Annotated in this window: 23 protein-coding genes and 2 riboswitches; of the genes, 16 read left to right on the top strand and 7 right to left on the bottom strand. The window is 40.6% G+C overall.

The annotated features are described in order from the left end of the window. The first annotated feature begins 139 nt into the window (after positions 1 to 139). The 3 genes from VBD025_RS07200 (at position 140) to queF (ending at position 2408) form a co-directional block, all read left to right on the top strand. A complete protein-coding gene (locus VBD025_RS07200) occupies positions 140 to 715 on the top strand; it encodes an REP-associated tyrosine transposase (protein ID WP_430790718.1) in 576 nt (191 codons plus the stop codon). 39 nt (positions 716 to 754) lie between these two features. Continuing rightward, positions 755 to 1666 carry a chemotaxis protein gene (locus tag VBD025_RS07205; protein WP_430790720.1) on the top strand — a complete coding sequence of 304 codons (912 nt, stop codon included), beginning with the start codon at positions 755 to 757 and terminating at the stop codon, positions 1664 to 1666. A 95-nt stretch (positions 1667 to 1761) separates the two neighbouring features. Further along, positions 1762 to 1809: riboswitch (PreQ1 riboswitch) on the top strand. Between the two features lie 101 nt (positions 1810 to 1910). After that, on the top strand, positions 1911 to 2408 hold the full coding sequence (queF, locus tag VBD025_RS07210) for a preQ(1) synthase (protein ID WP_430790722.1): 498 nt from the start codon (positions 1911 to 1913) through the stop codon (positions 2406 to 2408). A gap of 120 nt (positions 2409 to 2528) precedes the next feature. Here the strand turns inward: queF and VBD025_RS07215 are convergent, their stop codons facing one another. Then, positions 2529 to 3320: an HAD family hydrolase gene (locus VBD025_RS07215; RefSeq protein WP_430790724.1), complete on the bottom strand. Its 792-nt coding sequence runs from the start codon at positions 3318 to 3320 to the stop codon at positions 2529 to 2531. Positions 3321 to 3486: 166 nt separating this feature from the next. Here VBD025_RS07215 and VBD025_RS07220 point away from each other — a divergent pair, with 166 nt between their 5' ends. The 5 genes from VBD025_RS07220 (at position 3487) to VBD025_RS07240 (ending at position 7666) form a co-directional block, all read left to right on the top strand. After that, a complete protein-coding gene (locus VBD025_RS07220) occupies positions 3487 to 4665 on the top strand; it encodes a pyridoxal phosphate-dependent aminotransferase (RefSeq protein WP_430790726.1) in 1179 nt (392 codons plus the stop codon). Positions 4666 to 4725: 60 nt separating this feature from the next. Continuing rightward, a riboswitch (SAM riboswitch) is annotated at positions 4726 to 4837 on the top strand. 71 nt (positions 4838 to 4908) lie between these two features. Further along, complete coding sequence (locus tag VBD025_RS07225; RefSeq protein WP_430790728.1) at positions 4909 to 5934, top strand: methionine ABC transporter ATP-binding protein; 1026 nt, start codon at positions 4909 to 4911, stop codon at positions 5932 to 5934. After that, the gene (locus VBD025_RS07230; RefSeq protein ID WP_430790730.1) at positions 5912 to 6577 is read left to right on the top strand and encodes a methionine ABC transporter permease; all 666 of its coding nucleotides are present in this window, start codon (positions 5912 to 5914) and stop codon (positions 6575 to 6577) included. Before VBD025_RS07225 ends, VBD025_RS07230 begins: the two co-directional genes overlap by 23 nt. An 18-nt stretch (positions 6578 to 6595) precedes the next feature. Further along, complete coding sequence (locus VBD025_RS07235; RefSeq protein ID WP_430790732.1) at positions 6596 to 7417, top strand: MetQ/NlpA family ABC transporter substrate-binding protein; 822 nt, start codon at positions 6596 to 6598, stop codon at positions 7415 to 7417. A gap of 54 nt (positions 7418 to 7471) precedes the next feature. Next, positions 7472 to 7666, top strand: a complete 195-nt coding sequence (locus tag VBD025_RS07240; protein ID WP_430790734.1) for a YwbE family protein — start codon at positions 7472 to 7474, stop codon at positions 7664 to 7666. 104 nt (positions 7667 to 7770) lie between these two features. Here the strand turns inward: VBD025_RS07240 and VBD025_RS07245 are convergent, their stop codons facing one another. Beyond that, complete coding sequence (locus VBD025_RS07245; protein WP_430790736.1) at positions 7771 to 9468, bottom strand: M3 family oligoendopeptidase; 1698 nt, start codon at positions 9466 to 9468, stop codon at positions 7771 to 7773. A 394-nt stretch (positions 9469 to 9862) separates the two neighbouring features. On the opposite strand from VBD025_RS07245, the gene VBD025_RS07250 reads away from it, so the two are divergent. The 3 genes from VBD025_RS07250 to VBD025_RS07260 all read left to right on the top strand — a co-directional run bounded on the left by VBD025_RS07250 (position 9863) and on the right by VBD025_RS07260 (position 11722). Further along, positions 9863 to 10090 carry a DUF2164 domain-containing protein gene (locus VBD025_RS07250; protein ID WP_430790738.1) on the top strand — a complete coding sequence of 76 codons (228 nt, stop codon included), beginning with the start codon at positions 9863 to 9865 and terminating at the stop codon, positions 10088 to 10090. A 292-nt stretch (positions 10091 to 10382) separates the two neighbouring features. Next, complete coding sequence (locus tag VBD025_RS07255) at positions 10383 to 11510, top strand: glycerate kinase (protein WP_430790740.1); 1128 nt, start codon at positions 10383 to 10385, stop codon at positions 11508 to 11510. A 14-nt stretch (positions 11511 to 11524) separates the two neighbouring features. Continuing rightward, complete coding sequence (locus VBD025_RS07260) at positions 11525 to 11722, top strand: hypothetical protein (protein WP_430790742.1); 198 nt, start codon at positions 11525 to 11527, stop codon at positions 11720 to 11722. Between the two features lie 29 nt (positions 11723 to 11751). On the opposite strand, the gene VBD025_RS07265 is transcribed toward VBD025_RS07260, so the two are convergent. The 5 genes from VBD025_RS07265 to VBD025_RS07285 form a co-directional block, all read right to left on the bottom strand. Continuing rightward, the gene (locus VBD025_RS07265; protein WP_430790744.1) at positions 11752 to 12342 is read right to left on the bottom strand and encodes a DNA-3-methyladenine glycosylase; all 591 of its coding nucleotides are present in this window, start codon (positions 12340 to 12342) and stop codon (positions 11752 to 11754) included. Positions 12343 to 12395: 53 nt separating this feature from the next. Then, entirely contained in the window at positions 12396 to 13130 is a 735-nt protein-coding gene (locus VBD025_RS07270; RefSeq protein WP_430790746.1) for an amino acid ABC transporter ATP-binding protein, read from the bottom strand. Between the two features lie 9 nt (positions 13131 to 13139). Continuing rightward, complete coding sequence (locus VBD025_RS07275) at positions 13140 to 13838, bottom strand: amino acid ABC transporter permease (RefSeq protein ID WP_430790748.1); 699 nt, start codon at positions 13836 to 13838, stop codon at positions 13140 to 13142. Then, positions 13825 to 14637 (bottom strand): transporter substrate-binding domain-containing protein, encoded by an 813-nt coding sequence (locus VBD025_RS07280; protein WP_430790750.1) that lies wholly within the window; start codon positions 14635 to 14637, stop codon positions 13825 to 13827. The genes VBD025_RS07275 and VBD025_RS07280 overlap by 14 nt, the downstream gene beginning before the upstream one ends. A gap of 216 nt (positions 14638 to 14853) precedes the next feature. Further along, on the bottom strand, positions 14854 to 15711 hold the full coding sequence (locus tag VBD025_RS07285) for a CvfB family protein (protein ID WP_430790752.1): 858 nt from the start codon (positions 15709 to 15711) through the stop codon (positions 14854 to 14856). A gap of 531 nt (positions 15712 to 16242) precedes the next feature. Between VBD025_RS07285 and VBD025_RS07290 the strand changes: the two genes are divergently transcribed. The 5 genes from VBD025_RS07290 to VBD025_RS07310 all read left to right on the top strand — a co-directional run bounded on the left by VBD025_RS07290 (position 16243) and on the right by VBD025_RS07310 (position 21124). Then, positions 16243 to 16548 carry a CHY zinc finger protein gene (locus VBD025_RS07290; RefSeq protein WP_430791304.1) on the top strand — a complete coding sequence of 102 codons (306 nt, stop codon included), beginning with the start codon at positions 16243 to 16245 and terminating at the stop codon, positions 16546 to 16548. A 120-nt stretch (positions 16549 to 16668) separates the two neighbouring features. Next, positions 16669 to 16908, top strand: coding sequence for an indolepyruvate ferredoxin oxidoreductase subunit alpha (locus VBD025_RS07295; protein ID WP_430790754.1), 240 nt, complete (start codon positions 16669 to 16671; stop codon positions 16906 to 16908). Positions 16909 to 17160: 252 nt separating this feature from the next. Then, on the top strand, positions 17161 to 18636 hold the full coding sequence (locus tag VBD025_RS07300; protein ID WP_430790756.1) for a Na+/H+ antiporter NhaC family protein: 1476 nt from the start codon (positions 17161 to 17163) through the stop codon (positions 18634 to 18636). Between the two features lie 835 nt (positions 18637 to 19471). Further along, complete coding sequence (locus VBD025_RS07305; protein ID WP_430790758.1) at positions 19472 to 20368, top strand: AEC family transporter; 897 nt, start codon at positions 19472 to 19474, stop codon at positions 20366 to 20368. A gap of 87 nt (positions 20369 to 20455) precedes the next feature. Next, positions 20456 to 21124: a GntR family transcriptional regulator gene (locus VBD025_RS07310; protein WP_430790760.1), complete on the top strand. Its 669-nt coding sequence runs from the start codon at positions 20456 to 20458 to the stop codon at positions 21122 to 21124. The last annotated feature ends 117 nt before the right edge of the window (positions 21125 to 21241 follow it).

A 21241-nucleotide genomic window follows, 5' to 3' on the forward strand; every position in this document is an offset into this window, starting at 1 on the left:
CTGGTTGATAACAGGAACTAAGTTTTATGGTTATTTATTAGCATCAAACAGGTGATTTCCCTAAGTTTTGGGTGATTATACCTTTTTGTCTTTTGGCTTGTTTTCCATTATTGTATGAAAAACGAAAGGAGCAAAAAAGATGCCACGAAAGCCTAGAATTTGGGTGCCGAATTCTTTTTATCATATTACTTGCAGAGGCAACCGGAAAGAAGCTTTATTTAAGGAGGAGGCTGACTATCGAACATTTCTCACGATCCTGCGTCAACTCCACGAAAGAGCCCCTTTTGAGATTGCCTCGTATTGTCTCATGTCAAACCATTACCACCTTCAGCTCCGTTCTAAAGATCACAATCTCGCAAAACTGATGTGGTATATGAACAAGAAATTTGCCACGTACTTTAACGCGAAATATAATCTTTCTGGCCATGTATTTGAAAATAGATATTTTGGCGAAGTGATTAACGATCGCGCTGGGATGCTTGCAGTCAGTCGATACATTCACAGGAATCCTGTAGACGCTGAAATGGTGAAATTGGCCGAGGATTACCCGTGGAGCAGCTACCATTTTTATAAAAATAACGAGAGAAATGTCCCGCCATATATGAATACCGAAATAATTTTAGATTTATTTTCAGGTGGGGATGGGAATCGCTCCATCTATTATCATGGTTTTGTTCAGACTCCATTACCTAGAAGAACCCCCAAAATCACATAAAGAATAGGTCTAATTTAACTTACCGAATAGGAGTTAAGAATGTACAATAATCATAGGGTAACAATAGTTGTTTATTTTTATGGAGGTGGTATGATGACGCAAAAAATTGCAGTGGCGTTTTTGCATGGTGCAGGCACTCCAGACAGAGATTTTGCAGAAGACATGTCCAATAAGATTAAAAACGGTTTTGCTGCGAATGCAGGCAGCGAATTTTGCGAGGATCTCGTGTTTGAACCTGTATTCTGGTCAGCGGTGTTTGAAACGGAAGAAGCAATTCTTTTGGAACGGTTAAAAAAGAACACTGATTTAGACTATCTCAGGCTGCGGAGATTTGTTGTAGAATTTCTGGCAGATGCCGTTGCCTATCAGCCAACAAAAGAGCGGAATAAGAACTATGATCGAGTAAATGCTTTGTTAGCTGCGTCGATTCAAGAGTTGAAGGGGAAGGCAGGAAAAACTGCACCATTGTGTGTAATCAGCCATAGTTTAGGATCAGTGGTCGCAAGCAACTACTTCTATGATTTGCAATTTAAACATGAAAATATCGGACCGGAAACAAACCAAGTCAAATCAAATGAGCCTATTGAGCAAGCAGAAACGCTAGCGCTTTTTTATACAATGGGAAGTCCGCTAGCGTTATGGTCCATGAGGTATGAGAACTTTGGCCGGCCAATTCGTGTACCATCTCCAGGCATAGAGAATATCCACCCGCGTATTCAAGGAGAGTGGCTGAACTTTTATGACAAAGATGACGTTCTGGCTTTTCCGCTAAAAGGATTGAACGAGTATTATGAAAAACAAGTAACGAGGGATGTACCAGTAAACGCGGGTGAGTGGCTGACCGGATGGACTCCACTATCCCATAACAACTACAATTCAGACAACGAAGTAATCCAGCCCATTGTAGATGGCCTAGTTCGAACATGGAAGCAAGTAAATGGAAAAAATTAGGAAAAAGTACCAGGTACCGCAAACGCAATGTTGACTTCTCTGGGTTTGATTTATATAATTATTCGAGTGCACGTACGTTTATATCTGTGATTGGCGAAAAAGAGGTTCTTAGCGTATAACCCTCTATAAAAAACTAAGGACAGATGATTTGTTTTATAAAACCATGTGCCTTAGCGCATGGTTTTTTTGTGCTCTTGTGTAATTGGTTCAATGGTCATGCATTAAAAATAAAGGAGGTTTTCACATGAAAGGCAGACGTGATGAGGATTTAACAGATTTGACGCTTTTGGGAAGTCAGGGGACTACGTATCAATTTGACTACACACCAGAAGTATTAGAAACATTTGATAACCAGCACGCGGGCAGGGATTATTTCGTTAAGCTCAATTGTCCGGAGTTTACAACACTGTGTCCAAAAACTGGACAGCCTGATTTTGGTGCTGTGTATATCAGCTATATTCCTGATATTAAAATGGTAGAAAGTAAATCATTGAAACTATATTTGTTCAGTTTCAGAAATCATGGAGATTTTCATGAAGACAGTATGAACATCATCATGAACGATTTAATAGATTTGATGGACCCACGATATATCGAAGTATGGGGAAAGTTCACACCACGTGGAGGAATCTCAATCGATCCTTATTGCAACTACGGAAAGGCTGGAACCAAATTCGAACAGATAGCCGACCACCGCATGATGAATCACGACATGTACCCAGAAACCATCACCAATCGCTAATAATTGGGAAAAAATGGGGAATGTACCAGGTACCTATGGAAAAAACTGGGCAAAGTACCAGGTACCGAATCCACCGAATCCAAAAAAAGCAACGGCAATTTCGCCGTTGCTTTTGTTCGTTTATTTTACGAGTCCCAACTCTTTTAGTCCGTTGAAAATTCCGGAATCGGATACGGTAGTTGTCCGTTTTGTTGCATAGGTGAATAAATCAGGATGCGCGTTTCCCATGGCAAATCCAGCTTCAACAACCTGCAGCATTTCCTTATCGTTCATTCCATCTCCAAAGGCAATCGTGCCTTCTTCAGAACGGTCCAACTTCTGCAATATCGCCTTTATTGCCTCACCTTTATTTACATTATTCCGAATAACATCATAACAGCTGCTGATTCCATTAACGTTTACCGGAGACATAAATAAATCATCTTCCGACGTGTATAACGCTATATCCTCCTCGTCCATATCAATTAATGTCATGCTGAGTATTTTATCGCTTATCGCATGTTCCGGTTTCAGCTGCTCATTTTCCTGAAGCTTAAAAGCAGTTACAAAAGCCTGCGTTGCATCACCATCGAGTGCCGTATAATAATTTTTTTCACCTGTATAAATAACCATTTCATGATTATGCTTGTCCGCAATCTCAAGAAATTTTTTAATCGTGTTCTGGTCCATTGGCTCGTCCACAATTCGCTTATTCTGATAAACTGCAAGCGCACCATTGTAGCCAATAAATGAGTTCACCTTCAGCTCTTCTGCCAGGCCGTAAATTTCATGAAGAGGACGTCCTGTCGCAATAAAAACATCCATTCCTTGTTCCTTCACCTGGTCAATAGCGTCTTTCGTCGAATCCATAACCGTGTGATCTGGTTTTAAAATAGTGCCGTCTATGTCTAAAAATAATGTATGGTATGGCATGTTGATCTCCTTTTCATCTACCTTTTTGTATGAAATGATTTTATCATATTTGTTAACTTTTCACATGAATGGAGGCTAGAACAAACATCTGGCAGGATTCTTTCTTTACAAATCAGCCTCCCACGTCTATTATTAGTAGCAATTATCCGAAAATGAGGTGGAACATGTGCACAGATTTGAACAGTCCGAGACATTGAAACGGCTTCCAGACCAGTTTTTTGCAAAGCTTGTAGGAAACGTACAGCAGCTGAAAAATGAAGGACATGACGTGATTAATCTGGGACAGGGAAATCCGGATTTACCGACCCCGGAGCATATAGTAAAGTCCTTGCAGGTAGCTGCTGAAGATCCTATTAATCATAAATATTCGCCATTTCAAGGATATCGCTATGCGAAACAAGCGATGGCTGATTTTTATCAGCGAGAATATGGGGTAACCCTCGATCCGGACACGGAGGTAGCTATTATGTTCGGCTCGAAAACAGGGCTTGTTGAGCTGAGTCAATGTCTGTTAAACCCTGGTGATTTGGCGTTGCTCCCGGATCCTGGCTATCCGGATTATATGTCTGGGATTGCGCTGGCAAATGCTGCGACAGAAATGATGCCACTGCTTGCGGAAAATGATTTTCTGCCTGATTATAGTAAGCTAAGCAACGAATCGCTGGACAATTCAAAGCTGATGTTCCTGAACTATCCAAACAACCCAACATCTGCAACTGCGACTAAAGATTTTTTCGACGAAACAGTTGCGGTCGCTAAAAAACATAATATCTGCGTGCTGCATGACTTTGCCTATGGAGCGATTGGTTTTGATGGTAAAAAACCGCAAAGCTTTCTGCAATCTGAAGGCGCAAGAGATATCGGAATCGAAATGTATACATTATCCAAAACCTATAACATGGCAGGATGGCGGGTCGCATTTGCGGTAGGGAATGAATCTGTCATTGAAAGCATAAATCTGATTCAGGATCATGTATATGTTAGTTTATTTGGCGGTATTCAGGCGGCAGCTGCGAGCGCTTTAAATGGCGATCAGGATTCTGTGAAAAAATTAGCAGCAACCTATGAATCCCGGCGCAATTGTTTTATTGAGAAAATTAATGAAATTGGCTGGGACGTGCAAGCTCCAAAAGGAACATTTTTTGCCTGGTTACCTGTTCCATCAGGGTATACATCAGAGGGATTGGCAGATTTGCTGCTGGAAAAAGCTCACGTTGTAGTTGCGCCTGGAAATGGTTTTGGTGAAAACGGTGAAGGCTACGTGCGCGTAGGTTTGCTTGCTGATGAAGATCGACTGACTGAGGCGGTACAACGAATTGGAAAGTTGAATCTTTTCAAAAAATAGTTGTTGACAAAAGTGGAAAACGGCTATAACATAAGTTTTAATATTTTAAAACAATTACATATCTTATCCAGAGTGACGGAGGGATCAGGCCCGCAGATGTCACAGCAACCTTCCGTTTCGGAGTGGTGCTACTTCCTGCAGAATGCGAGATTACCATTCTGAGAGATAAGGATTGAGTACACAATCAAACCCCTCTTTCATTATGGAAGAGGGGTTTTTCTATATGAAAAAGGAGGATGGTCCATGATTGAACTGCAGGAGATTGAAAAAGTTTTTCAGACAAAAAAAGAAAAGATTATTGGGGTGGACCGTGTTTCCTTACATGTCGACAAAGGTGAGATTTACGGAATTGTTGGATACAGCGGTGCAGGAAAAAGTACGCTGCTTCGCTGTATGAATATTTTGGAACGGCCAACCTCTGGGAGTGTGTTGGTTGATGGAGTAGACTTACTGGCTTTATCGCCAAAGGAGCTGCGGAAGGCCAGACAGTCGATTGGAATGATTTTTCAGGGATTCTATCTCGTCGCCTCAAAGACAGTGTTTGAAAATGTTGCATTTGCGTTGAAAGCCGCCGGACTAAGTAAAGAAGCACGGCACGAGAGGGTTGTGGAACTGCTGAACCTGGTAGGATTAGCCGATAAGATCAACCAGTATCCTGCGCAGCTTAGCGGCGGTCAGAAGCAGCGTGTGAGTATTGCAAGGGCGCTTGCAAACAATCCTAAAGTCCTGTTGTGCGATGAAGCTACATCAGCACTGGATCCAAGTACAACTAAATCGATCCTGGCATTATTAAAAAAGATAAATCTGGAGCTTGGGATTACGATAGCAGTAATTACGCACGAAATGGAAGTTGTCAAAGAAATATGTCACCGATGCGCGGTGATGCAGGATGGTCGTATCGTAGAAGAAGGGCCAGTATACGAGGTTTTTTCAGACCCGAAAGAAGCCTTGACGAAAAATTTCATTCAAACGGTATTACAATTTTCGTTGCCGCAAAAGCTGCTGGAAAGCTGCACAGGAACATTGGTGAAACTGCAGTTCCGCGGGAGGCTGGCTGAAGAAGCAATTGTATCTGATATGCTCCAGGGCTTTCAGGTCAGTGGCAATATCCTGCATGGGAAAGTGGAATACATTCAGGATGCACCGCTTGGAATTTTTATCATGGAGCTGAAGGGTGAGCGTGTTGAAGTGGATCAAGCACTTGCCTATCTGGAAGAGCGGATTAAACAAGTGGAGGTGATTCAATTTGGAACTCAGCCGACTGATTGATCTATTACCAGAATTGAATACAGCATTCTTTCAAACGCTCTACATGGTCGGTATCGCACTGCTGATTGCTTTAATAATCGGCATGCCACTTGGGATTTTGTTGTACGTGACAGACCGGGGGTTATTTTTGGAAAACAAGCTGGTGAAACGCATTGCAGGAATTGTGACCAATCTGATCCGGTCGGTTCCATTTATCATTTTACTCGTGTTCCTGCTGCCATTTACGAACACCTTACTTGGAACAACGATTGGTCCAACTGCAGCTGCGGTACCATTATCAGTAGCAGCCATTCCATTTTTTGCAAGAATAGTAGAGTCCGCTGCACGTGAAATTGATAAAGGCGTGATCGAAGCAGCCGTTTCTGTTGGTGCCTCCCCGTGGATGATTATAAAAGAAATCATACTGCCAGAGGCGAAACCAGGCATCATCAGTGGATTAACCATTACGACAATCAGCTTAATCGGCTACTCAGCGATGGCTGGAACGATAGGCGGCGGTGGTATTGGTGATTTAGCTATCCGATATGGTTATTACCGCTACGATGATTTGGTGATGTACACAACCGTAATTGTTTTAATTGTACTGGTACAGGTGATTCAATACGCAGGCGATTTTATTGCGAAAGCAGTCAACAAACGATAATCAGAGGAGGAATTTTACATGAAAAAAGGAATTGGAATTATTTTTGCATTATTAATTTTAGTAGTGTTAGCAGCTTGTGGAGATAGTGAAGCATCAAATGATTCTGGTGAAAAAAAGACAATTACATTTGGCGCAACGACAGGCCCGTACAGTGATATGGTGAACACAGCGCTAAAACCATTGCTTGAGGAAAAAGGATATACAGTCAAAAATGTGGAATTCAGCGATTACATTCAGCCGAATAAAGCGCTGCACAATGGCGATTTGGACGCGAATTTGTTTCAGCATAAAATTTACTTTGAAGCATTTGAAAAAGAACACGGCATGGATTTATCTGAAGTAAAGATTGTCCCTACTGCACCAATGGGCGTCTATTCGAGCAAATACGATTCGCTTGAAGCGATTGAAGATGGCAGCACAATTACGATAGCGAACGATCCAACCAACCTTGCACGCACCTTAATCATGCTGCAGGATGCTGGACTTATCACAATTAAGGATGAGATCGATCCGTTACGTGCCACGGTAGATGATATCGTAGAAAATCCAAAAAATCTTAATTTTCAACAGGTGGAAGCTGGCCAATTGCCGCGAACTGTTGAAAGTGAAGATCTGGCAGCTGTACCAGGGAACTATGCTTTAGCAGCAGGGCTTGATTTACTCAATGCATTAGTTCTTGAAAACATGCCTGACGATTACCGTAATCGGGTAGTGGTAAATACCAAGGATCTTGATACAAAATGGGCCAAGGATATCAAGGAAGTAATTGAATCACCGGAGTTTGAAAAAATTATTGACGAAGAGTTCAAAGGATTTGGTAAGCCGGAGTGGATGAAGTAAGCAAGCCTGTCGTGTATAATGAAACTACCTTTACAATAGAGAGGATCATTACGCATGACAATTGATGGAAGATATCGGGATCAGGTTCAGCCTGGACTTGAGGTTGATATTGTATTAAAGAAAGATCAGCGCACAGGTCAGCTGACGAATGGCGTAGTAAAAGATTTATTAACGAAATCATCGTTCCACCCGCACGGAATCAAGGTTCGCCTTGAAGATGGCCAGGTTGGACGTGTGAGTAACAAGTAGAAATAAGAGACTATTCGCCGAAATCATACCGGTGAATAGTCTCTGTTTTTTTTTTTTTTTTTTGGAAAAATAAAGTCTTCTAAAAGGGACGAGCTGTGGTTTCGTTATAATGCTTGATCGTCTACTGAGTCTAGCCATTCTTCGATCGAATCAATAACAGATTCAACGCAGCCTTCTTTAAATGGTGAACGAAGATTTGCTGTCTCTACCAGTCCAAGGAATGATTGTTTTCCTCCAAGTTTACAGAGCGCAAGATAATCTTTCCATGCATCTTCGTGGCTCTCCTGCGAGCGTTTCCAAAATTGGAATGCGCAAATTTGTGCAAGCGTATAGTCGATATAATAAAATGGTGCATCATAAATATGACCCTGACGCTGCCAGAATCTGCCCGACTCCAGATAGTCATTTCCGTCATAATCACGATGTGGCAAATAAGTCTGTTCAAGCTTCTTCCATGCTTCGTTACGCTCAGTTGGTGTCCATTCCGGATTCTCATATACAAGATGCTGAAATTCGTCTACTGCAACACCGTATGGAAGAAACTGAAGACCGTCAGCAAGGTGGGAATACTTGTATTTTTCCGTCTCGTCCTGGAAAAATAAATCCATCCATGGCCAAGTGAAAAATTCCATGCTCATCGAGTGGATTTCAGCAGCTTCATGTGTCGGCCAAATATATTCTGGTATTCCAATGTTCCTGCTTTCATAAACCTGGAAGGCGTGACCAGCTTCGTGTGTAAGCACATCCACATCTCCTGATGTACCATTAAAGTTCGCAAAAATGAACGGTGACTGGTAATCGTCAATAAATGTACAATAACCACCAGCTTCTTTTCCTTTTTTTGCAACTAAATCCATCAGGTTTCGATCCAGCATGTATTGGAAAAATTCATTGGTTTCCGTTGATAATTCCGCGTACATTTTCTTTCCGCTTTCAATAATCCACTCAGGGGTTCCCTTTGGTTTAGCGTTACCAGTTTTAAACTTGAATGACTCATCATAACTTTTCAGTTTTTCAACATTAATTCGTGCAGCCTGTTTTTCATAGAGTTTTGTTGCTAACGGTACGATAGATTCACGGACCTGTTTGCGGAAAACATCCACCATCTCTGCATCATAGTCAATCCGCAGCATGCGTATGTAGCCTAGCTCAACGAAGTTTTTGTAGCCTAACGTCGTAGCAATTTCATGACGAAGCTTTACCAGTTGATCATAAATGTCATCAAATTTTTCTTTATTCTGATCAAAAAATCCGGCACTCGCTGTCACCGCTTTTTTTCGCGTAGCACGGTTCGTATCCTGCGCATGGGGAGTAAGCTGTGCGAGTGTGAGTGTTTCTCCTTGAAATTCAACTTCAGCCGAAGCAACTAACTTAGAGTACTCAGACTGTAATCTATTTTCCTTTTGAAGTAACTGAATTACTTTCGGATCAAAGGATTTGATTTCGAAGTCAGCAATTTGAAATAGTTGTTTGCCCCATTGTTCTTCTAAATGGCTGCGATACGGAGATCTAACCAGCTCTTTGTAAAAATCAGTGTTAAGCGATTTAATCTCAGGTTCGATCTCATCAAAGAAGTCACGTTCGCTTTGATAGAATTCATCGTTCGTATTGATTGATGCACGGATATACACCAGATTAAAATGTGTAGATAACTTGTTTCGAAACGAATTGATTTCATTAATCGATTTGTTTGCCTCGTCAACGGATGAAGCATTTTTGAATGTGCTAAGTAAGTCTGCGAACGTACTTTTCTCTTTGTCTAAGTTTGGACGTTCGTATTGATAGTTTTCAAATGTCTGCATGTTGTATAAACCCTCCTCATATACATATTTATTTAATTTCGACAAAAAAATACAGATTCCTGCTTTCAGCTAAATTATTCAACTTTAGCTGAGTAAAATCTATATAATTGCGACGTAACTTAACTCACCGGAAAGGAACTGCGACATAACAGCAACGAGATTTCCGCAGATGGCAGTCGCTCCAATCTCTAGACAAGAAATAGATGTCAAGGATTTATTACCTGCACATCAAGTCTAACTCACAATTCTGTGGAAATAATGCTAAAGCTACATCGCATTTTACTTCAAGAACTATAGTTTACTGCATTCATCAAAAATATCTAGCTGCGAAAGTTGATTAAGTTATTGTTATACTAGTACTATCAATTTTTTAACACAAAGGAGCGGAACTTGAATGAAACCAAAATTTGAACTGACAAATGAGCAAAAAGATGAAATGGCTGGATTGATTCAACATTATTTTGAAACAGAAAGAGGGGAAGATATTGGTAATTTGGCATCGTTGCTGATATTGGATTTTTTCATAGAACAGCTAGCACCCCTATTCTACAACATTGGTGTGGAAAATGCCCAAGCTTATATGTCCAATAAGTTAGATGATATTTTTGAAATTCAAAAATAACTAGGTTTATAAAACATTTTAACGGGTAATTTAAAGGTATGCTCGAGTTAATTGAAGAATGAAAGGATGATTTGAATGTTACGTACTATTCTAATGGTAATTGGTGCAATTGTTGTAATTGGTTGGATTATTTCAATGCTATAATTTTTTATTAATATTTTTTAACATCCAGAATAAATTTAATGATCTGGGTGTTTTTTTATTGACTTTAACTAGAACATGTGTTTCTATTTAATAAATGATAAGAATTTTCTATATTTTGAAGCGGGACAAAAGGAGCGGTTTTTTTACCATGAAAAACATAGTAATTGCCCCAGATTCTTTTAAAGACAGTTTGACAGCGCTTACGGCAACAAAAATCATGAAACGTGCAGTAATTGAGGTTCTGCCCACTTGTCAGGTCGTACAAAAACCAATGGCAGATGGAGGGGAAGGAACCCTGGAAGCTTTATTGGAGTCCTCAAAAGGAGTCCGTGTACCGATACGGTGTAAGGGAGCTTTAGGTGAAGAAATTGAAGCAGCGTACGGAATTGTAAATGAAGGAACAGCAATTATTGATTGTGCAACAATTGCTGGACTAACCCAAATTCCGCTTGAAAAGAGAAACCCGGATTTCACTACATCCTATGGTGTCGGTGAGGCAATGCTGGATGCACTAGAAAAAGGGTGCACATCATTTATTTTTGGATTAGGAGGAAGCGCTACAAATGACGGTGGTATTGGGATGCTAGAGGCATTAGGGATGAAGGCATGGCGAAAAAATGGCTCTGAATTGAAGGGGTATGGTTCTGATCTCCTGGAAATACATAAGATAAGCCTAGATGGACTCGATTCAAGACTGCGTTCTGTTACTATTCAGGTTGCTTGTGATGTCGATAACCCGTTGTGCGGACTTAGGGGTGCCAGTGAAGTCTATGGACCTCAAAAGGGTGCAACAGCTGATCAGGTGAAAAAATATGATAGAGCGATGACTAATTTTGCAGATTTACTGGAAGATGAAGTGAAAGAATCATACCGAGATGTTGCAGGGGCAGGAGCGGCAGGAGGGCTTGGTTTCGCAATGTTAACCATTGGCGCCAGTTTAGTATCTGGTGCTAAGTTGATTGGTGACGCAGCAGGTCTTGAAAAAGCAATTAAACATGCAGACTTAGTAATTACCGGAGAGGGACAAAGTGATCAACAAACGCTTGATGGAAAAGCTCCTGGTTATATTGCAATGCTAGCTCAGAGTTATGGAGTTCCGATCGTGCTAATTTCGGGTAGTCTTTCTGGGAATTTAGATTTACTGCGGGCGCAATTTACAGGTTGTTTTTCCATAATTAATAAGCCTCTGTCACTTGAAGCGTGCATTGAGAACGCTGACGAATTACTTTTTGAACAAACAAAATCGGTTATTCATTTTATGAACGAATTATTGTAGAAGGGGGATAAGTTGTGGTTATAAAGAATGGTTCTACATTAAGTAAAGATTATTTTCGGTCCTATTTAAAGTTACGAATGAACACCCTTGATTGTTCGCTTGACGAAGCACGCGACCAGACAATCGATGAATTCTTTGCAGCAAATAATCAGCGATTTGGCAAATCAACATACACTAATTTTGTTGATGCCGTAGAGGAAATGAGAAATTAAAACAGTGAGGCACAAGTAGTACCTCACTGTTATTTCGATATATATTTATTTCCGGTTATCCAGAAACGCCATGGGTAATCGACTGCTTCAAGCGAATTATGTATCCCGATTCTGGGCCCTGCTGAAATGGAATCCTGATCTGGTTTGTAACCTTCTGTAATCCATAATGGGGACGAACCAAGCGGGTGCCCATAATCATCCATTGTAATGCCAAGCGCCTGTGTAAGTTTCCCGGGACCATTTGTCCACTGAATACGGCTCTTTGCTTTTGGACGTCTTTCTTCCATTAGTTCTGTACCATCGACTGGTTCTATAGCTCTAATCAGAATCGCTTCCGGATTATCCTTTTCGCCACTTACAACGTTAAATAGACGATGGGTGTGCATGGTGTACATATACGTTATCCCTGGTTCACCAAACATAATCTCAGTTCGTTTGGTGCGACGGTTACCAAAGCTATGTGCAGCTCTGTCGCCAGGTCCGATATATGCTTCTGTTTCCACGATGATCCCGGATGCAGTTCCTTCTGGTGTTTCTTTAAATAGCTTGCAGCCAAGCAGGGCCTTAGCTAGGTCGAGCGTGGGCTGGCTATAGAATTTTTTATCAAGTGGTTTAGCCATGGGGCATCTCCTTTACATATTTTGATGAACAAAAAAAGGCTGATTTCAGCCTTTTATTGAAGTTTATTTAAAAATTGTTTGGTTCTATCCTGTTGTGGGTTTTCAAAAATGTCTGCTGGCTTCCCACGTTCAATAATTACCCCATTATCCATGAATAAAACCTCGTCGGCAGCCTCTTTTGCGAATTTCATTTCATGGCTGACTACAACCATAGTCATGCCTTCATCAGCTAAGTCTTTCATAACTTTCAGTACTTCACCGACTAATTCTGGGTCTAACGCAGATGTTGGTTCATCGAATAATATGAGCTGTGGATCCATTGCAAGTGCACGTGCGATCCCAACACGCTGCTGCTGCCCACCTGAAAGCTGATAGGGATAGACATCAATTTTTTCAGCAAGGCCAACCTTGGTAAGCAACTCCTGCGCTACTTCTCGCGCATCGCTTTTTTTCATTTTTTTAACAGTAATGAGTCCTTCCATAACGTTTTCAGCAGCTGTAAAATGCGGAAAGAGGTTATGTGTCTGAAATACCATACCGGTCTGTTTTCGTAACTCACGAATTTCCTTTTTGCGCGGGTTAGTACTGAAATCTACTTGCCGGTCGTTAATCGTTACATGCCCCTTATTTGGCATCTCCAGTGCATTTAAACAGCGGAGGAAGGTGGTCTTACCGGAGCCCGATGGACCAATCATAACGATAACTTTTCCTTTATCTAGGTTTAAATCAATTCCTTTTAGTACTTCTAATTCACCAAATTGAATGTGTAAATCTTTAACAGCTAACATAGCAACCTCCTATTTTGCGATATATCGATCTAATTTTCGTTCGATTCGTCCTTGGAAGAAAGAAAGGATCATACATATCACCCAATAGATCAATGCTGCTTCTGAATAAACAAGTAAAAATTCATAGTTTAATGAAGCAATTTCCTGTGCTTTCCGAAACATCTCAGCAACGATAATAGTTGATGCGAGCGATGTGTCCTTTACCAGACTAATAAACGAGTTAGAGAGTGGTGGTATAGAAACACGTGCTGCCTGTGGCAAGATAACTCGCCGCAATGCCTGCGTATACGTCATACTAATGGAAAACCCTGCTTCCCACTGTCCTTTCGGTATTGATGAAAGAGCAGCACGAATGATTTCAGAGCCGTACGCTCCTACACTTAATGAAAAACCAATGATGGCTGCAGTAAAGGAATCAATCGTAATACCTACACTTGGCAGACCAAAGAATATAATAAATAATTGAACGAGTAACGGGGTTCCCCGCAGAACGGAAACGTAAAACCGTGCAATCCATTCTAAAGGTTTAATTCCGGACAGTCGTGCTAACGCAGTTAATACTGCCAGAATAAGACCAATCACAAATGTGATCAAGGCTAGTGGAATGGTATAGATTAAAGCTCCCTGGATTAACGGCCAAAGGGAGCTGATAAAAATATCTATTTTTTCTTGCGTATCCGGGCTGGTAAAAATATTACTTAGAAACATCTTCGCCAAACCACTTTTTAGAAATTTCCAGGTACGTGCCATCTTCCTTCATTTCAGTCAGTGCTTCATTGACAGCCTTAATCAATTTGTCACTGCCCTCACGAAAGGCAAATGCTGTTTGTGATGCATTTTTTTCCCGATCCACAATTTTAATTGGTGCATCTTTTTGTTTGTTTAAAAAGTCAAGAACAGATAATCGATCATTAATCGTTGCTTCAACACGTTTGGACGTAATCAGCTGTATCGATTCCTTGAAACCGTCGACTGGAGTAACGTCTGCTCCATGTTCTTTCGCAATGTCTGCATAGTTACTTGTAAGTGATTGTGCTGAAGGAACGCCTTCCAGGTCCTCAAAGCTTTTAATTTCCGTATTATCTTTATGTGTAACAAGTACTGCAGATGACGCAGTATATGGTTTTGAGAACTCATATTTTTCTTTGCGTTCAGGCGTCATTCCGACCTGATTTGCAATCATATCAAAACGTTCAGAGTTTAATCCGGCAAACATGGAATCCCATTTTGTTTCTTTGAAAACAGGTTCCACACCGATACGTTCAGCAACTTCGCGAGCGATATCAACATCAAATCCAGTTAATTCACCTTCATCGTTGTGGAAGGTAAAAGGTGGGTAAGTACCCTCTGTTCCAATAAGAATTTTACCATCTTCCTGGATGCTTTCGTATAAATTTTTATTGTCTGAACTTCCTTCGCTGTTACTTGCATTTTCTTCACTTGAACCGCAAGCAGCTAGAAATAGTATTAAGCTTAAAGTAAATACACTTATTAGTGCTTTTTTCATGTTGAATTCCTCCTAATTTGTATAACCTAGTATTTCTATATGAATTAGTGACTTTAACATAGTAAGTTATGTAGCGTAATTAGTCAAGAGTTGAAGCTTGATGTAAATTCGGTACAAGTTTTTCGATTACCCGAATACTGCTAATATCTCCTTATATACTTACTTTATCCAGTTGAATCAACAAAAAACACCTGCACATGGCAGGTGTTTGACAGATTATTTTTTTAAGTGGGTTTCCCCATCATGCTGTTCAATTTTTCCTTCTTTCATTAGTTTGCCAAGCGCTCGTTTAAATGCTGATTTACTAATGTTAAATGTTCCACGGATATCTTCAGCGTCACTCTTGTCTCCGAAAGGAATTACACCATCGTTATCCGCAAGTTCCTTGAGAATAATATCTGCGTCTTCATTCATTCCGTGCTGTTTTAACGGGCGAAGGGACATGTTCAAACTCCCGTCTCCTTTTACTTCGATAACTCGCGCAGAAACCATTTCACCGAGACGAGGTTCTGTTTTACGTTCGCTGTGATGGACAAATCCACGATAGCCTTCCTCTGTTAAGATGACAGAACCCTCTCTGCTGGTTCGATATACACGTCCATTAAGCGACTGATTTAAGACTTCTACGGGAGCTTCCACCCATTTCAAATCCATAATTCCTTCCGTTGCTGGAATGGCAAGCAACCGTCCTTTTTGGTCCGTGCCTAATGTAACATATAGTTTATCGCCAACTTTTGGCCAAACGCTTTCATAAAGCGGCAGATCATCTGTTGAAACAAGCATTTCTTTTGTTGTACCAATGTCAACAAACGCGCCTAGATTTTTGAGTACCTCTACTACCTCTGCCCAGCCGTATACATCTCGCTGAATTTCAGGAAGTTTAGCTGTAGCAATTAATTGACCTTTTTTGTCTGTGTATAAAAATACGTCTACTTCCTGTTCTTCCTCAAGTTCTTGCTCTGTTTCATTATGATGTAAAAGTATTTCTTCCGTGTCTTTTTTCAACACATAGCCAGTTTCAATTTTTCGCAATACCTCCATTGTATGGATAGTACCATTGATTATGTCGCTCATATTGTTTACCTTCTTTCCATTTTTTCTTTTATCTTGTACCAGGTTAGCTGGTCAATACGTGATTTACGAAAGAGCTAATTTCTTATGTATTGGAAAAGGGGCACCCTAATAGTAGAGTACCCCTCCGATTCTTCTTGTAACATAAAAAAGTATTGATCGTATTTTCCATCCCTTATATTGGGAGAATAATTTCCATTTGAAAGTATTTGCTTTCATTACCGCGGTAATTGTTCCACTAACTTAAGCAACGTAAACCCTACCTGCTTTTACGTCCTTGCGACCCCTTAGTCGCGCCAGTGTGAATAAGCTTTCTATATGCATTGCGTAGAATGCCAGTCTATCTTACTTTTATATTACAAAATCTAACTACCTCATTGTACACGATTTTTGAAAAAAGTCAAGTTTTCAGTTGGGAGGGTATGGAAAAGTTGCATGTAGTACATAGTTATTTTTCCATTGCCTCCCGGGCACTATGTGTTTTATTATTCGGCATTTCTGTTATTGTAGAGGAGAGTGGAGGGATAAAATGTGATGGTTAAAGGAGCAATTGATAACGAAACCAGATGTAAGCATTACCATTCGGAGATAGATCGGATTGCAATTAAATTTTATTGCTGTGGCGAGTATTTTTCGTGTTATGAATGCCATGCAGAACATGGCTGCGGAAACCCCGACACTTGGCCAAAAAACCAACAGAACGCGCGGGCAATTCTGTGCGGAGCATGCCAGGAAGAGCTCACGATTCAAGAATATTTGGGAAGTGCCGCGTCTTGTCCTCGATGCAGTGCATCATTTAATCCTGGGTGCAGCTTACATCACCATTTATATTTTGAATAGGGAAGGCACTATACTTGTAACGCGTGTCATTTCTGTTATTTAATAGGATAAGATCCACTTTAATCTGTTTGGCTCACGCACGAAGTTTGTGTTTGCAGCTGTTAATAAGGAGGGAAAAATATGGCTTTTGTTATTTTGGACCCATGTGGCCCGGAAAAATCTGCGGAATGCGTAAGTGTATGTCCGGTAGATTGTATTGAAGAAGGTAAGGATCAATTTTACATAGATCCTGATATTTGTATCGATTGTGGTGCATGTAAAGCAGTTTGCCCTGTTGATGCAATTGAGGAAGAGTATGATCTCTCTCCTGATCAGGAAAAATTTTTAGAAAAGGCCGAGGCGTTTTTTGCCAGTAAGTAAGCATAAATTCTTTCTTACTGCATAAGTGCAACTAAGGCTTTCGCCATTAATGCTTGGCGATAAGCCAAGTCTTCTAACCAATAAATGGAGATTCTCAGATCTGATTCCTTATTTCAATAAGTTATGATAAAGTATAATATGAGGTTTTAATTTACAGTCATCGATATGATGGCTGTTTTTAATTCGACAAATTTTTACATAATTCGGGTGGTACCTGGTACCGAAGAAGAATCGAGAAACGGGAGGATAATAATGACATCTCAAGAGGAAGAGTTAGCGCGCGCTGAAGGAAGTAAGCGCATTCAAAAGTTGGATTTTCATTTAGGTGCCTTTGGGGCAGCAGTTCCGCTCATATTTTTTGTTATTTGGGCGATAACTACGAGTGTCTTAAAACTTTCATCCGAAATTGGGCTTGTGATGGGCGCAATAATTGGTATTACACTAGGATTATTTTTCAGTAAAAGCAAGTGGGGAGATTATGCCCAAGGGTTGTTTGATGGATTAGCTCAACCGGTTGGTGTGGTAGCTATTGTAGCTTGGTTTTATGCTGGAATGTTTGCACAGATCCTTCAGGTTGGAGGACTTGTTGAGGGCTTAGTTTGGATTGGTGGAAGTACTGGTCTGACAGGCGGTTTATTTGTTGCTTTAACGTTCCTTCTTGCAGCAACTTTTTCAACAGCAGTAGGAACTGGATATGGAACAACAGTAGCATTTTGTACTTTGATGTATCCAGCTGGTGTTGCTGTTGGAGCAGAACCAGTTATGATGTTCGCCGCAATTTTAGCGGGTGCTGTTTTTGGTGATAACCTTGCACCAGTTTCAGATACAACAATTGTTTCAGCAACTACACAGGATGCTGACGTTCCGGGTGTTGTGCGGAGTCGACTTAAATATTCCATCACTGCGGCTATACCAACAGCGATCTTGTTCGCTATTTTTGGTGGTGCAGACGAGGCTGTCGGAAATGCTGGTTCGATGGGAAATATTATGGGGCAAAGTGATCCACTTGGTCTAATTATGCTGTTACCATTTGCAATCGTACTTATTTTAGCTTTATCAGGTCACCATCTTATTACCTCATTAACATGGGGGATATTAGCAGCTATTCCAATAATCGTAATTACAAATCTGGGCGAGTTTTCTGCTATTATTAGTTTTGATCCTGATTCAGATACTGTAATTACCGGTGCACTGGTTGAAGGTGTAATGGGTTATATGAACATGGCAATCCTTATTTTGCTTATTGTTGCAGCGGCTCATTTACTGAAACTTGGTGGAACGATGGATGCGATCACAGGTACTTTGGTTAAATGGATCAAAAATTCTGTTCGTCGTGCCGAGCTCTCTATTTGGGGCATAGTTGCATTGCTTAATAGTGCGATTACCATTAACACGGCAGCTGAAATTGCTGCAGCTCCTTTCGTTAAAGAATTAGGTGAAAAATACAAAATTCACCGTTACAGAAGAGCGAATATGCTTGACGCGGTTACGTCAGCGTTAGGTTATATCTTTCCGTGGGGCGCACCAGTATTACTTGGCTGGTCCACAATAAAAATGATGACAGAAACCTATGAATGGTTACCAGTGGTTGCACCAACTGCTGTATTCCCTTTTGTATTCCAAGGCTGGTTCCTAGTAACTGTTATGCTGATTGCAGCAATTACAGGTTGGGGCTTACGTTTTGAAGGGAAAAATGGAGAAGAATTGAAAGAACGTCCTCGTGACTAATTAAGTAAGCTAGATAAGCTCGTCCACGTGCACAGAAGCTGCATGCGGACGAGCTTTTTTGCATAACTTCACTTTTGCAGACTGAAACAAGTTGGTGCTCTCTAAAAATAGTGGCATAAGCTTTTCATCTATTATTGTAGTTGACGCAAAATCTCTATACCGCGACGTAACTTTATTTCCAAGAAATGTTCTTAAGCTGTCGTCCAGGATCGCTGCGGGCGGATGCTTTCCGCGGGCACGGCTTCAGTCTCCTCGAGAAAAACCACTCTGCGGGGCCTTCAGACTCGTGCTGTTCCTGCAGGAGTCACCGCCCTCCACTCACCAGGACTGGTAAAGCTATTTACTAAAAAATTGTTTATTATTTCTTTCAACAAATACATTCTGAAGTAGACTTAGCTATCAAGTGTGAATTTAATAAATCCATGACTTCCATCTCTTTTCTAAAGATCGGAGCTGATGGCAATCGACTCTTGCGGGGAAAGCTTGGTCACTGAAAAAGTGGTGGATTGCAAAATTTATCTTTTCACCCTTACTTAGCATCTTCGAATATACGAAGACTCCTGTGGGAACAGCGCGAGCTGAAGATCCCGCAGGAAAGCGGTCTTTGCTTAACCGAGGAAGCTGAAGCCGTGCCCACGGAAAGCGAAGTATATTCGTAGATGCGAAAATAGATCCACATATTTCGTACCACAGCCAACTTGCTATTTATAACCAAGCGACTGCCGATGTTTTTAATACACGTGCTATTTTACTAGAATAATCAGTTCCTCGTACAAATCTTCAACTATAAAATATGCTACACTAGAACATATTTTACTTAATTGGAGATGTCATTATGGGGTTATTTTTTACAATAGTAGTACCAATTTTAGCAGTCTTTGGCGTTGGTTTCCTTCTGCAGCGGATACGCTTGCTAGATGTGAAGTCAATCGCTACTGTTTCCATTTATATTTTCCTGCCTGCACTTGTATTTACTTCCTTATATGAAGCTAAATACAATCAGGGATTTACAGTTATCATTTTATTTTCTATCATTCTATTATTTTTTATGATTGTAATTAATAAAATCCTGGCGCGGATTTTTAAATGGAATCGATCAGTGGAAAGCGCGACTATATTGACCACAGCATTTATGAACGGTGGTAATTATGGCGTACCAGTAATTCTTTACAGTGTTGGAAATGAAGCACTGCCTTACGCAATATTTTTTATGGTCGTCCAGTCGCTTGTTATGAACTTTTTTGGTGTGTACTATGCATCTAGAAGCACGAGCGGTTTTTCCAGAGCGCTGAAAACGATTTTCAAGATGCCTGCAACGTATGCTGCAGTTCTCGCGTTTGTGTTTCAAAAAATCCCTTGGGAAATTCCAGCACCGGTGTACTCGACTATGACAATGGTGGGGGACGCTGCTATCCCGCTTATGATGGTAATGCTTGGAATGCAGCTTGCGTCGATCACGTCACTGAAATTTAATTGGCAGATTCTATCTTCAGCGGTAATTGTGCGGATGGTTGTTTCACCTATAATTGCGTTGTTGTTTATTTTGGCATTTGATGTGAATACGTTAATTGGTTCCGTGCTGTTAATTGTTGCAGCGATGCCAAGTGCAGCTACGACGACCATGTATGCGATAGAATTCGATACGGAACCGGACCTTGTTTCAAGTATTACCTTAGTAACGACCCTAGTAAGCGTTGTTACCATAACTGTTTTATTAAACGTTATTATTTAACGTTCGACAATATATGACAAAAACCGGGCGGTACCTGGTACCGAACGGGTTGACGTTGTATATGAAATCATATATTATGAGACTATTATGATAAAAGAAAATAAGCAACAGAAGGCGTATCGGATTATTAAGTCGAGAATTATAGAACGTGTTTTTGTACCTGGGCAACGGATTGTCATTGATCAGATTGCAAAGGAGTTAGCGTCGAGCTCAATTCCTGTAAGAGAAGCAATTCGTCAGCTTGAATCTGAACGATTAATTTTGTACAAACAAAATGTTGGTCCAGTTGTCGCGCAAGTAGATGAATCTGCTTATTCAGATACACTACGCGTGTTAGCTGTACTTGATGGGTACGCGACAGCACTAAGCAGTGTTGATTTTCCCAAAGAAAAAATTGAACTGCTTAAAGAGCAGAATATGATGATGGAGGAGGCGCTGGAGGAGTTTGACATTCCTCTGTATGGAAAACTGAACTATGGGTTTCATCAAATTATATTTGAAGCGTGCAACAATCCGTTTTTGATCGAATCTATTAAAGATACTTGGTCAAGACTCGATTCCATTCGAGGCATTGGTTCTACCTTGTATTCTGTACGTGTCAAACAATCTATCAAGGAACATACGGAAATTATCGAAATGCTTGAAACGAAAGCGGATCCCACAGTCATCGATAACTTTATGCGCATGCATAAAATCAGAACGGCAGAGGATTTTGAACGGAGAAGGTTAAAACAATTGGAAATGATTGATACATAAAACTCTGTAAGATGGTTTAACAATCTATTACAGAGTTTTTTGTAAGGACAAAAGAAAGCGGTTACATTAATTCAGCAGGTAAGACAGTATAAATCCTTTCTTACTGCATAAGTGCAA

The organism is Virgibacillus flavescens (genome assembly GCF_050574275.1).
Taxonomy (GTDB): domain Bacteria; phylum Bacillota; class Bacilli; order Bacillales; family Amphibacillaceae; genus Virgibacillus_F; species Virgibacillus_F flavescens.